We start from the raw sequence: 11782 nt of genomic DNA, 5'->3' as shown, positions 1-11782 counted from the left end.
TGACGCCGACTTGAAATACCGAGTTGAACGCAAGATTTGAAAAGCGCACAAATCGGCTCCCTTTCCCCCTCGCCCCTTGGGGGAGAGGGCTGGGGTGAGGGGGTAGATCGAACAGACTGTCGCGATCGCCTGCAAAACCACTAATTACCATCGGCCACTTTGCGCTCTATCTCATCGATCTTGCGCTGCAGCGTCTCGGCGTCCTGCTCCTTCACTCTCGTGGACGAGGGCGTGATGACCTTATCCACGGCTTCGGTGTCATCGTCCCGGTCTTCAAGATCGCGCTCGACCACATTCACCGGTTTGCCAGACGTGTCGGTTGGCGGGGCTTTGGGGGTTTTCTCGTCACTGTTCATTTTGCTGACCTCCAAGGGTGTAAACATTGGAGGCAGGCAGTGCGGCAGGCGTTCGATATTTTTGCCGGGTAGTGCCGAATGGCGCCCTCCCGCGTTGGAGAGGGCGCGCTGACGGTGTTCAGTCCTTGAGAATGTCGCGATCCTTGGTTTCCGGCAGGAAGAACGTACCGAGTATCGCCGTCATCACCGCAATCACGATCGGGTACCACAAGCCGTAATAGATGTCCCCGGTCGCGGCGACCATGGCAAACGCCACCGTCGGCAGGAAGCCGCCAAACCAGCCGTTACCGATGTGATACGGCAGCGACATCGAGGTGTAGCGAATGCGGGTCGGGAACAGCTCGACCAGCCACGCCGCAATCGGGCCGTAGACCATGGTCACGTAGATCACCAGAACGGTGAGCAGGAGCAGCACCATCGGGTAATTGGTTTTCGCCGGATCGGCTTTCTCCGGATAACCGGCCTCCTTGAGTGCGCTGCCGAGGGTCGCGGTGAACGCATCGTTGCGAGCCTTGAAGTCGGCGGCCGGCAGGGCGCTGCCTTCAAAACTTTCGACCACTTTGTCGCCGATGCGCACTTGCGCGACGGTGCCGGGTTCGGCGATCACGTTCTCATACGGTATCGCGCGTTTTGCCAGCAGGGTCTTGGCCAGGTCGCAGGAGCTGGTGAATTTGGCCTTGCCCACCGGGTCGAACTGGAACGAGCATTGATCGGGGTTGGCGATCACTTTGACCGGGTTCTTCTCCTGAGCGATGAACACGTCGGGGTTACCGTACTGGGTCAGCGCGTGGAAGATCGGGAAGTAGGTCAGCGCCGCCAGCATGCAGCCGACCATGATGATCGGCTTGCGCCCGATGCGGTCGGAGAGGCTGCCGAAAATCACGAAGAACGGCGTGCCAATCAGCAGTGAGCCGGCGATCAACAGGTTGGCAGTTTGCGGGTCGATCTTCAGTGTCTGCAACAGAAAGAACAACGCGTAAAACTGTCCGGTGTACCAGACCACTGCTTGCCCGGCAGTACCGCCGAGCAGCGACATGATCACTACTTTGAGATTGTCCCAGCGCGCGAAGGACTCGGTCAGCGGCGCCTTCGACGCCTTGCCTTCAGCCTTCATTTTCTGGAACACCGGCGACTCGCTCAGTTGCAGGCGGATGTACACCGAGACGATCAACAGCAGGATCGACAGCAGGAACGGAATCCGCCAGCCCCACGCCTCGAAGGCTTCAGTGCCCAGCGCGGTGCGGCAGGCGAGGATCACCAGCAACGACAGAAACAGCCCAAGCGTCGCAGTGGTTTGAATCCACGAGGTGAAGAACCCGCGTTTGTTGCGCGGCGCGTGCTCGGCCACGTAAGTCGCGGCGCCGCCATACTCGCCACCCAGCGCCAGACCTTGCAGCAGGCGCAGGGTAATCAGGATGACCGGGGCAGCGACACCGATGGTCGCGTAGCCGGGCAAAATACCGACGATCGCTGTCGACACACCCATGATGACAATGGTGATGAGGAAGGTGTGTTTGCGCCCGATCATGTCGCCGAGCCGGCCGAACACAATCGCCCCGAACGGCCGCACCGCGAAGCCCGCGGCAAAGGCGAGCAGGGCAAAAATGAACGCGGTGGTTTCGTTGACGCCAGCGAAGAAGTGCTTGGCGATGATCGCCGCCAGTGAGCCGTAGAGATAAAAGTCGTACCACTCGAAAACCGTACCGAGGGACGAGGCGAAGATAACCTTGCGCTCCTCTTTGGTGATGCCGCCGCTGCGCGGTGGACTGCCGGTGGATGCTGTGTCGATTGTGGCCATGGGTGTTCTCCGTCGTGCTTATTGTTGAAGGCCGGAGTCCCCCGTTACTGCTTATCGCACTCTGGCCTTGTGGCAAATACCGCCATTGCTTTCGCGTGAAACTTGCACAGTCTGACCGCCTCGCATGGCTGCAAGGTTTCCTGAAGCATAATCAGCTTTTGCCAGATATCCACCCGCCGGCCCGCGCATCAGGCCTTGACCCAGCGCTGACGACTCCACGCACTCAGCCAGTCGACCACAAACACCAGCACCAGCATCGCCAGAATCACCGTGCTCGCTTGCGCTTCCTGAAACAGGCTGAGGCTCACATAGAGCATCTGCCCAAGCCCGCCGGCGCCGACAAAACCCAGTACGCTGGCCATGCGGATGTTGTTTTCCCAGCGATACAGAATGTAGGCGAGCAACTGCGGCGCCAGGTTCGGCAGTGTGCCGTAGCAGAACGCAAGAATCGGATTGCCACCCTGCAAACGAATGGCTTCGGCCGGTTGCGGCGGCGTATTTTCCAGTGCCTCGGCGAACAAGCGGCCGAGCACGCCGGTGGTGTGCAGGGCGAGGGCGAGGGTGCCGGCGTTCGGGCCGAGGCCGGCGGCAAGCACCATCAGTGCGGCCCAGACCAGTTCCGGAATCGCCCGCAAGGCATTGAGCAACAGGCGCGAGGCACTTTGCAGCGGCCAGCCAAAGCGCCCGGCGGCGGGCAGGGCGAGAACGATGCCGAACACCGCCGCGAGTAGCGTGCCGAGGGCCGACATGGCCAATGTTTCCAGCGAACCATGGAAGATTGCCTTGAGGTAATCCGCACTCAAATCCGGGCTGAGAAAACGCTGCACATACGCGCCCATCTGCTTGAGACTGGTGGCGCTGCCCAGTTCACCGAGATCCAGCCCCAGATAAGCGAACGAGGCAATCACTGCCAGCGCGATGCCGGCGATCAGCAGCAGGTTGATCAGGCGATTCATGTCAGCCTCCAGCGCAACAAGCGGCTGAGTTGATCGGCGGCCAGCACCAGAATCAGAAAGCACAGCAGAATACTGGCGACTTCACCGCCGGCGAACATGCGGATCGACAGGTCGATCTGCTGACCCAAACCTCCGGCGCCGACAAAGCCCATCACCACCGACGCACGGATCGCGCATTCCCAGCGATAGACCGTGTAGGAAAGCAGTTCCGACGCGACATTGGGTAATGTGCCGTAAGCAAACGCCGCCAGTCGGCCGCTGCCGGCCTGCAACAACGCGTGCGCCGGGCGCTGGTCGGTGGATTCGAAAATCTCCGCGTAGACCTTGCCGAGCATGCCGCTGTAGGTGATGGCGATGGCCAGCACACCGGCTGCCGGCCCCAACCCTACGGCGCGCACAAAAAGCAGCGCCCAGACGATTTCCGGCACGCTGCGCAGGAAAATCAACAGTCCGCGCACCGGCCAGCGCAACAGACGCCCCAGTCGGCTTGGCACTCCACCGCGTGAAGCGGCGGACAGCGACAGCGCGCGGCTGGCGATCAGGCCTGCCGGTATCGCCAACACCAACGCCAATGCCATGCCAGCAGTGGCGATGGCCAGGGTCTGCAGGGTGGCTTTGAGCAGTAACTGCAGAAATGCTTGGTCGTGCGCCGGTGGCCAGAACTGCGCAACAAAACGGCCCATCTCATTCTGGCTGTCGGGCAGCAGTACACCCAGATTCAGTTCGCTGAGCTGGACGCCCGGCCACAGCAAGGCAATCGCCAGCAACGTCAGCAGCAGCCGTGGCCACGCCGCGGGATCGCGTGAATCGGCTTTCAGCATCGTGGAATCTGCACAGTCAGAGGCGCCACCGCAGCGGTCGGCGATTGCAGTTTTTCGTTGGCGTAAAGCGTATCGAGCATCTCGGGGCTGACTTGATCGGAGGAGCAGTCGAACAGAATCTGCCCGTCGCGCAGACCTATGATCCGTGGGAAGTGCGACAGCGCCAGATCCACCGCATGCAGGCTGGCCACCAGCGTGACGTTGTGCTCGCGGGCATGCCGGGAGAGGATCGACAGCGTATGCCCGGCCATGACCGGATCCATTGCCGACACCGGTTCGTCGGCCAAGAGAATTTCCGGTGCCTGATACAACACGCGGGCGATGCCGACACGTTGTAACTGGCCGCCGGACAATTGCTGGCAATGGGCGAACAGTTTTTCGCCCAGATCCAGTCGCGCCAGAGCCGCCCGCGCCCCGGCCACATCCACGGGATGCAGCAGATTCAATAGGCTTTTACCCAGACTCCATTGGCCGAGTTTGCCGGCCAGCACTGCCGTAACGACGCGCTGCCGCGGTGGTAGCGGTGGCGCCTGATGCACCAGACCAATCCGCGCGCGCAGGCGCTGACGCTGGCGGGCCGACAAGTGCCAGGCACGCTCGCCGAGCACTTCGATCTCGCCGCTGCTGGGCCGCAACGCGGTGGCCAGCAGGTTGAGCAAACTCGATTTTCCGGCCCCGGACGGGCCAATGATGGCGACCTGTTCGCCAACGCCAATCTGCAAATCGACACCGCGCAGGGCGTCGATTCCATTGGCGTGGCGCAGGCGGCCCTGGTTGAGGCTCAGGGTCATTTCAGCAATTCGGCGGCGCGGGCGGCTTCCTCGATACCCTTGTAGTTCTCGGGCTTGGTGTCGATGAAACGGCTGGCGGCCTGCAGATCAAGAATCTTTTTCTGCTCCGGGTTGGCCGGGTCCAGATCGAGGAAGGCTTTCTTGATTTTCGCCGCCAGTGCCGGGTCGAGGGTGCCGCGCACGGTCCAGTTGTAATCGAAGTAGGTCGGGGTGGTGGCGAAGACTTTGACCTTGTTGGTGTCGACCTTGCCGGCATCCACCAGTTTCTGCCAGACGCTGGCGTTCAGTACACCGGCGTCGACCTTGCCGGCCTGCACCCAGGCTACGGTGGCATCGTGCGCGCCGGAGTAGGCGACACGGCTGAAATACGCTTCAGGCTTGATGTTGTCGTTTTTCAGCATGAAGTAACGCGGCATCAGACTGCCGGAAGTCGACGATACCGAACCGAAGGCGAAGGTCTTGCCCTTCAAGTCGGCGAGGCTCTTCACGTTCGGGTCAGCAGTGATGAATTTGCTGGTGAACTGCGCATCCTGTTCGCGTTGTACCAGCGGAATCACCGGCGTCGTTGCATCAGTCTTCAAACGCGCCTGCACAAAGGTAAAACCGCCGAGCCAGGCCATGTCGAGGCGATCAGTCGCGAGGGCTTCAACCACTGCCGGGTAATCGGCCACCGGCACGAACTGCACCTTCATGCCCAGTTGCTGCTCCAGATAGGCACCCAGCGGCTCGAATTTGCGCAGCAGTTCGGTCGGCGCTTCATCGGGAATCGCGCTGACCCGCAAAACGTCGGCGGCGTGGGTCACAAGGGCAGAAAAGGACAGCGCCAGGCCGGCGGTCAGTGCCAGGGTTCGTTTGAGCATGGGAATCTCCGTTTCGTGAGCGTCAAAAGGGCTGAAGTGGCGACGTGAGGCGCAAACTCAGGGTAGACGAAACGGCGAGGTTATACGCACTCAAGGCATCAAAGACCAGCATCAACAGATGTGGATTTGTAAGCCGGCCAACCCTTGAAGGCGAGCGTTGATCGTATTGTTCGCCGGGGCGCGGGCGATGCCGGACGCGACGAGTTCACTTCGCTTGCTGGATTCTTGCCTGAGTGTCCTGATCGATGAGGGCGCGCAGTGCAGCGAAAACCGGTGCGGCACTGGTGTGCTTTTTGCCGTAGGTCAGATTGAAGCGGTAGTCGAAGTCCGCCGGGTTCTGGCCCTGAGTGTGTTGCAACAGGGTTTCCAGCTTATCCAATGCCTTGACCGCTTTGGCTTCGGCAGACCGGGCATGTTCGTAGTCGTCCCACAACGCAAGAATCTCGTTTCTCAGCGCCTCATCAAGCGAGCGGGTGAGCAGCAGAAGGTCATTACGCTCCTGCTCAGCCTTGTCGGGGAACGCGGCCTGATCGACTGCCGGGATGTCGCCGTTGATCGCTTCGCCCAAGTCGTGAATCACGCACATCTTCAGCACTTTCAGCAGGTCGAGTCCGACCAGTTCATCGGCGAAAACCATCGCCATCAGGCACAGGCGCCAACTGTGTTCGGCGGTGCTTTCGGTGCGGCCGCTTGAGGTGTGTGCGCTTCGGAGAACGTCCTTGAGTTTTTCCGCTTCACGCAGAAATTCGAGGCGTCCGCTGATTTTTTCGAGGTCCATGAACTTGCCCGATGGTGGAACCGAGAGGCAAGCCTAGAACTGATGTGGGTGAGCGTCCACGCATAAAATATGCGTTCAGAGCGTCTCGACCAGCCGCGCCGCCGTGCCGTCCGACAGCGGAAGCCGGGTCCAGCGGCACAGGCTTTGGCGGATCGGCACAATGTTGGAGTCGTTGTTGCCGGTGACGAATTCCAGCGCTGGTGGCGCCTGCAGTTCGCGCCAGCCGAGGGCGTCGAGTGCGAGTTCGTTGCTGGCGATTTCCGGCGTCACGAAACGCCACAACGATTGCCCGAGCAATTGGCTCAACGGGCTGGCGAACTGCGCGGCACGGGCTGGGGAGCAGGCCAGCAAGCGGTGGGTGAGGTCACAGACCAGATGCACCGGTCGCGTGCTTTCGCGCACCAGACGGGCGAGAGCCTGATCGGCTGCCGTGTCGAGACGCGCGGCCAGCAATTGCTCAAGCTGTAGATGCGCAGCCGGATCCAGCGCCAGCACGCCACTTTCCCAACGGGAAATAGTCGATTGGGTGACGTTGAACATCTGCGCGGCATGGCTTTGCTTGACGCGATGCAACAAGCGCCAACGACGCAGGGCGATGCCGGGGAGGGCAGGTTTGAGCAATGAAACTGACATGATGGATGTCGGAAAAATCTAAAGGGCCGCCAGTCTGAAGACTGCCGACCTCTGCTGCAAATCGATCTGACGATCAGACTGCTTCGGGCAGTCTGGCAATGACCTTGATCTCGAAATCAAACCCATACAGCCACGTCACACCAACAGCCGTTACCGTCGGATGCGGCGCCTCGCCCCAGAACTCGGTCAGCACCACATCCCAGATCGTCTCGAATTTCGACTGGGGGTCAACGATAAACACGGTGACATCGACCACGTCATCGAAGCTGCCACCGGCCTCCTCAAGGATTGCATTGAGGTTAGTGAAAGCCTGACGCACCTGGTTTTTCAGGTCCGGCTCGGGCGTGCCGTCCTCGGTGCTGCCGACCTGTCCCGAGACAAACAGAAAACCGTTGGAGCGAATGGCTGGCGAGTATCGATGCCGCTCATAGAGGGTGCGGCGTGCGGGTGGGAAAACAACATCGCGCTGAGTCATGGGAGTGTCTCCTTCATTTGAGTTGATGGAGCCACTGTAGGTATTTGCAGGCGGGCGATAAACGCGCAAGCTTGGCGTTCACTGTTTGTGAAATCCAAACAATCGAGGGCGCACCTTGGACCGTTTTGACGCAATGCAAGCCTTTGCCCGGGTGGTCGAGGCGGGGAGTTTCACCAAAGCGGCAGAAACCCTGCACATGAGCAAAACCACCGTGACGCAACTGGTTCAACAGTTGGAGGCACGGCTGCGGGTCAAACTGCTCAACCGCACCACGCGCAAGGTCAACGTCACCGCCGATGGCGCGGTTTATTACGAGCGGGTGATCAAGTTACTGGCGGATATGGACGACGCCGAAACCAGCCTGCCCGGCGCGGCCGCGTTGCCCAAGGGCCGACTGCGCGTGGACGTGCCGAGCCCGCTGGCGCGGTTGATTCTGGTGCCGGCCCTGCCTGAGTTTCACGCGCGTTATCCGGATATCCAGATCGACATGGGCGTCAGCGACCGCATCGTCGACATCATTGATGAGAATGTTGATTGTGTGGTGCGCGGTGGCGAGCTTATGGACTTGTCGCTGATGGCGCGCAAGGTCGCCGACCTGCAGTTGGGCGTGTTTGCCGCGCCGCAATACCTGGCGCGGGCGGGCACACCTGCGCATCCACGGGAGCTGGAGGACAGCCATCATCGCGTAGTCGGTTTCCTCTGGGCACGCACCGGCAAACCGGTGCCGTATGCCTTGCACAACGCCAGCGAAAACCTGCAAATCAAAGGCCAGCACGTGCTCGCGGTCGATGATGGTAATGCCTACCTCGCGGCAGGTCTGGCGGGCTTGGGCGTGCTGTGGCTGCCCAAATACATGTCTGCCGCCCACGAGGCGCGCGGCGAACTGGTGCCGCTGTTCGAGGACTGGCAACTCGAACCGATGCCGCTCTATGTGGCTTATCCGCCGAACCGGCATGTCAGCCTGAAACTGCGAGTGTTCATCGATTGGGTGGTGGCGTTGATGGCGTGACGGCATTTTGGTGCGCTTATTGCTAGCCGCTGTGCCAATGCCGTCAAAAAACCAACACATTCGGCGACCTGAAAGCCTGTAGCGATGAGATGCATGGCTTTCAACTCAAGGAGCTTCACCCGCATGAATATGTACATCGATATCGTCGGTGCATGCAATCTGAGCTGTCCCTCTTGCCCGATGGGCAACTCGGAAAATCTCAACTTCAAAAAAGCCATGCAACTCGACATGTTCAGGCAGATTGTCGAAAAGGCCGGGACCGAGGGCGTTGATACCATCTTCCTCTACAACTGGACCGAGCCACTGGTTCATCCCAAAATTGGCGAATTCATCGAGATCATCAATGCTGCCGGCATGGAAAGCGGCATCAGCACCAACCTGAATCTGGCCAAGAACATGGAAAAGGCCTTGTTGGCCGAACCGAGTTACTTCCGCATATCGCTGTCGGGTTTTAATCAGGAGACCTACAAAAAGGGTCATGTCGGCGGCGATATCGAAGTCGTAAAGCAGAACATGCTTGCCCTGCATGAGATCAAACAGCGATTGCGTTTGAGTACCCGGGTCGACGTTTACTATCACCGCTATCTGGATAACATCGAAGAAGAAGCACTGATGCGCGAGTTCAGTGAGCGCCTGGGCTTCATCTTCACCACCGGCTATTCGGTGATGATGCCGCTGGAGAAAACTCTGGCCATTGTCGAGCGAGACCCGTCTGTCACGCCTACCGATCTGGAAACCCTGAAACGCCTGGCACTGCCGCCGTACGACGATCTGGTCAACGTTATCCAGCATTACCCCGAGCAAGCTTGCTCGCTCAAGGATGACTGGCTGGTGATCGACTGCGATGGTAATACGGTGCTGTGCTGCACGATCTTCAATCAGACCGAATATCAGGTCGGCAAGTACCTCGACATGCCGCTTGCTGAACTGACACGTCGCAAATCGACGCAGCAAAACTGCGTCGACATGTGCAATCGCTGCGCGAAAAAAGGCCTGCATATCTACTCGATGTACCCCAACCAAGGCGTGCTGGAGCGCCACGCGGTTAATCGCATTCTTGATTTCGAGAATCTCAGTAGCCTAGGGCTTGCTGTGGACAGCGAACTGCTGGGGCGTGCGGGTGAAGTCAGTGCTGAACGTTTCGATGAAGCCCAGTATCTCCAGCTAAACGACGATGTCAGGCACGCCGTTTCCACCGGACAATTGAAAAGTGGCTATCAGCACTATGTGCTTCATGGCCGTCTGGAAGGAAGAATGGGAGCTGGTGTGTTCTCGGTGGTCTGAACTGGGCTCAGGTGGGCTGATAACCAGGCGATAAAGCTTTTCGCCAGCGGATCATGCTCACTGTCGCGGTGGGTCAGCAGAGCCCAGTTCGGCCCGCGAATGGTGTTCTCGACCAAGGGTTGCAATAAGCCGTCAGCGCGCGCCTGACGGCTTAGCAATTGGCTGACCAGCGCGATGCCCAGCCCCGAACATGCGGCGTCGAGCAGCAATCCCGGATCGGAAAAATTCAGCCCCTGATCCTGCTGGCCGACGTCGATCCCGGCCTCGACCGCCCAATGACTCCAGTCCATTTCCCGCTCGCCATGCAACGTGGTGCGTTGTGCTGCCGGCAACGCTAAAACCCTCGGGTGACAGGCTGGAAATAGCCGGTCGGCGTGCAGCACTTTGAAACTGCATTCGGCCTGCGAGCTGATGTCGTCGCGCACAGCGATGTCGATGGTCTGCGTGGCCATGTCCGGCACTTCATCGGTGCTGTAAATCCACAGGTCTACCTCGGGATGCTGCGCGCGAAAATCCGCCAAACGCGGCAACAGCCAATGCCGAGCGAATGCCGGTGTGGTGTTGAGCACCAGTTGATTGGGTTTCTGATACTGGCCCAAGCGCCGAATCCCCACCGCCAATTGCTGCAGCATCGCTTGCGTGGTGCTGAGCAAGTCGTGGCCGGCATCGGTCAATGCCACGCTGCGACCGCTGCGGAAAAACAGCGGCTGTTCCAGGTACGCCTCAAGGCTGCGAATCTGCTGACTGATCGCCGATTGGGTGAGGCTCAGCTCTTCGGCGGCCTTGTGAAAACTACCGAGCCGGGCGGCGGCTTCGAAGCCACGCAGGGAACTGAGCGGCGGCCAGTGCTTGAGCATATCGATAAGCTCCTCTAATCAGTTGTGCGCTAAATCCATCGTTTGTTTGCCTGTTTGCGCGTCCGTAGCATTGGCGGCGTGAACACATTGGCTTAACTAGCGAGGCTTATCATGCAGCACAACGACAATAAAAACAGCGCCTGGATGATGCCGGCAGAGTGGGTGACCCATGCCGCGACGTGGATGGTCTGGCCGCACAACCAGACGTTGTGGGAATCCGGTTGGCGCGTGACCCTGGCGCAGGTGCAGGAAGATTTTGCGCGCGTCGCCAACGCCATCGCCCGTTTCGAACCGGTGAAACTGGTGATCGACCCGTCGGCCATCGCCAGCGCCAAAGCCTTGTGCGGCCCGAACATTGAATTGATCCCGCTGGACGTGAATGACAGTTGGTGCCGCGATTCCGGCCCGACGTTTGTCTGCCATCCGCAGCAAGGGCTGGCCGGTGTCAGCTGGCGTTTCAACGCCTGGGGCGGCAAGTCGGCGCATGATCTGGACGAAAGCCTGGCGCGCCGCGCACTCAATCACCTTGGCCTGGAATGCTTCGGCACGCCACTGAGCAACGAAGGCGGGGCGATTCATGTCGACGGTGAAGGCACGCTGATCACCACCGAATCGGTGCTGCTCAACCCCAATCGCAACCCCGGCATTGGCAAAGCCGAGATGGAAGCGATCTTCAGCCGTTTGCTCGGCGTGAAGAAAACCATTTGGCTGCCGGGCGATCCGGATTACGTCACCGGCGACATGACTGACGGCCACGTCGATGGCGTCTGCGCCTTTGCCCGTCCGGGTGTGCTGCTGGTTGACGCCACTCACGACCAGTCTTCGGTGTACGCCGAAGTGGCGCGGGAAAACCGTCGTGCGTTGGAACTCGCCACCGATGCGCAGGGGCGCAAATTCGAGCTGATCGAACTGTTCGAAGCCACCGATGCGGTCGACACCGAAGCCGAAGTGTTCTGTGCGTCCTACACCAATTTCTACATCGCCAACGGCGCGATCATCATGCCGGCGTATGGCATCGAGGCTGACAACGTCGCCTCCAAAGTGCTGGAGCAAGCCTTCCCCGGCCGCGAAGTGGTGCCGGTAAGGATCAATCATCTGGCCCATGGTGGCGGCGGGGTGCATTGCATCACGCAACAGCAGCCGGCCTGGCCGTTGAGAGGTTGA

General features: G+C 60.0%; 13 protein-coding genes. 3 read left to right on the top strand and 10 right to left on the bottom strand.

Going from position 1 to position 11782, the window contains the following annotated elements:
* Positions 1–140: 140 nt before the first annotated feature.
* The 9 genes from ACM6JQ_RS18400 to ACM6JQ_RS18360 form a co-directional block, all read right to left on the bottom strand.
* The gene (locus ACM6JQ_RS18400; RefSeq protein WP_414894442.1) at positions 141–356 is read right to left on the bottom strand and encodes a hypothetical protein; all 216 of its coding nucleotides are present in this window, start codon (positions 354–356) and stop codon (positions 141–143) included.
* A gap of 118 nt (positions 357–474) precedes the next feature.
* On the bottom strand, positions 475–2154 hold the full coding sequence (locus ACM6JQ_RS18395; protein ID WP_414894441.1) for an MFS transporter: 1680 nt from the start codon (positions 2152–2154) through the stop codon (positions 475–477).
* Positions 2155–2342: 188 nt separating this feature from the next.
* On the bottom strand, positions 2343–3110 hold the full coding sequence (gene phnE / locus ACM6JQ_RS18390; protein ID WP_007919110.1) for a phosphonate ABC transporter, permease protein PhnE: 768 nt from the start codon (positions 3108–3110) through the stop codon (positions 2343–2345).
* Positions 3107–3931 (bottom strand): PhnE/PtxC family ABC transporter permease, encoded by an 825-nt coding sequence (locus ACM6JQ_RS18385; RefSeq protein WP_007919103.1) that lies wholly within the window; start codon positions 3929–3931, stop codon positions 3107–3109. Before ACM6JQ_RS18385 ends, phnE begins: the two co-directional genes overlap by 4 nt.
* A complete protein-coding gene (locus tag ACM6JQ_RS18380; RefSeq protein WP_414894440.1) occupies positions 3925–4722 on the bottom strand; it encodes a phosphonate ABC transporter ATP-binding protein in 798 nt (265 codons plus the stop codon). Before ACM6JQ_RS18380 ends, ACM6JQ_RS18385 begins: the two co-directional genes overlap by 7 nt.
* Positions 4719–5582 carry a putative selenate ABC transporter substrate-binding protein gene (locus tag ACM6JQ_RS18375; RefSeq protein WP_095111994.1) on the bottom strand — a complete coding sequence of 288 codons (864 nt, stop codon included), beginning with the start codon at positions 5580–5582 and terminating at the stop codon, positions 4719–4721. The genes ACM6JQ_RS18380 and ACM6JQ_RS18375 overlap by 4 nt, the downstream gene beginning before the upstream one ends.
* 205 nt (positions 5583–5787) lie before the next feature.
* On the bottom strand, positions 5788–6360 hold the full coding sequence (locus ACM6JQ_RS18370) for an HD domain-containing protein (RefSeq protein ID WP_414894438.1): 573 nt from the start codon (positions 6358–6360) through the stop codon (positions 5788–5790).
* Positions 6361–6435: 75 nt separating this feature from the next.
* Positions 6436–6993 (bottom strand): transcriptional regulator, encoded by a 558-nt coding sequence (locus ACM6JQ_RS18365; protein ID WP_414894437.1) that lies wholly within the window; start codon positions 6991–6993, stop codon positions 6436–6438.
* Positions 6994–7066: 73 nt separating this feature from the next.
* Positions 7067–7468 carry a RidA family protein gene (locus ACM6JQ_RS18360; RefSeq protein WP_007919094.1) on the bottom strand — a complete coding sequence of 134 codons (402 nt, stop codon included), beginning with the start codon at positions 7466–7468 and terminating at the stop codon, positions 7067–7069.
* A gap of 115 nt (positions 7469–7583) precedes the next feature.
* On the opposite strand from ACM6JQ_RS18360, the gene ACM6JQ_RS18355 reads away from it, so the two are divergent.
* Positions 7584–8477 (top strand): LysR substrate-binding domain-containing protein, encoded by an 894-nt coding sequence (locus ACM6JQ_RS18355; protein WP_414894436.1) that lies wholly within the window; start codon positions 7584–7586, stop codon positions 8475–8477.
* A 123-nt stretch (positions 8478–8600) separates the two neighbouring features.
* On the top strand, positions 8601–9761 hold the full coding sequence (locus ACM6JQ_RS18350) for a radical SAM/SPASM domain-containing protein (RefSeq protein WP_007919092.1): 1161 nt from the start codon (positions 8601–8603) through the stop codon (positions 9759–9761).
* Here the strand turns inward: ACM6JQ_RS18350 and ACM6JQ_RS18345 are convergent.
* A complete protein-coding gene (locus ACM6JQ_RS18345) occupies positions 9710–10618 on the bottom strand; it encodes a LysR substrate-binding domain-containing protein (protein WP_007919091.1) in 909 nt (302 codons plus the stop codon). The two genes, ACM6JQ_RS18350 and ACM6JQ_RS18345, sit on opposite strands and share 52 nt — an antisense overlap.
* A gap of 111 nt (positions 10619–10729) precedes the next feature.
* Here ACM6JQ_RS18345 and ACM6JQ_RS18340 point away from each other — a divergent pair, with 111 nt between their 5' ends.
* Positions 10730–11782 carry an agmatine/peptidylarginine deiminase gene (locus ACM6JQ_RS18340; protein ID WP_007919090.1) on the top strand — a complete coding sequence of 351 codons (1053 nt, stop codon included), beginning with the start codon at positions 10730–10732 and terminating at the stop codon, positions 11780–11782.

The organism is Pseudomonas sp. IT-232MI5, assembly GCF_949767845.1.
GTDB lineage: Bacteria > Pseudomonadota > Gammaproteobacteria > Pseudomonadales > Pseudomonadaceae > Aquipseudomonas.
The sequence above is the reverse complement of the archived record's forward strand: the minus strand, read 5'-3'. Positions and strand labels throughout refer to the sequence as shown.

Coding starts and splice junctions, on each gene's coding strand:
- ACM6JQ_RS18400 (WP_414894442.1), bottom strand. CDS start 356: ATGAACAGTGACGAGAAAACCCCCAAAGCCCCGCCAACCGACACGTCT.
- ACM6JQ_RS18395 (WP_414894441.1), bottom strand. CDS start 2,154: ATGGCCACAATCGACACAGCATCCACCGGCAGTCCACCGCGCAGCGGC.
- phnE (WP_007919110.1), bottom strand. CDS start 3,110: ATGAATCGCCTGATCAACCTGCTGCTGATCGCCGGCATCGCGCTGGCA.
- ACM6JQ_RS18385 (WP_007919103.1), bottom strand. CDS start 3,931: ATGCTGAAAGCCGATTCACGCGATCCCGCGGCGTGGCCACGGCTGCTG.
- ACM6JQ_RS18380 (WP_414894440.1), bottom strand. CDS start 4,722: ATGACCCTGAGCCTCAACCAGGGCCGCCTGCGCCACGCCAATGGAATC.
- ACM6JQ_RS18375 (WP_095111994.1), bottom strand. CDS start 5,582: ATGCTCAAACGAACCCTGGCACTGACCGCCGGCCTGGCGCTGTCCTTT.
- ACM6JQ_RS18370 (WP_414894438.1), bottom strand. CDS start 6,360: ATGGACCTCGAAAAAATCAGCGGACGCCTCGAATTTCTGCGTGAAGCG.
- ACM6JQ_RS18365 (WP_414894437.1), bottom strand. CDS start 6,993: ATGTCAGTTTCATTGCTCAAACCTGCCCTCCCCGGCATCGCCCTGCGT.
- ACM6JQ_RS18360 (WP_007919094.1), bottom strand. CDS start 7,468: ATGACTCAGCGCGATGTTGTTTTCCCACCCGCACGCCGCACCCTCTAT.
- ACM6JQ_RS18350 (WP_007919092.1), top strand. CDS start 8,601: ATGAATATGTACATCGATATCGTCGGTGCATGCAATCTGAGCTGTCCC.
- ACM6JQ_RS18345 (WP_007919091.1), bottom strand. CDS start 10,618: ATGCTCAAGCACTGGCCGCCGCTCAGTTCCCTGCGTGGCTTCGAAGCC.
- ACM6JQ_RS18340 (WP_007919090.1), top strand. CDS start 10,730: ATGCAGCACAACGACAATAAAAACAGCGCCTGGATGATGCCGGCAGAG.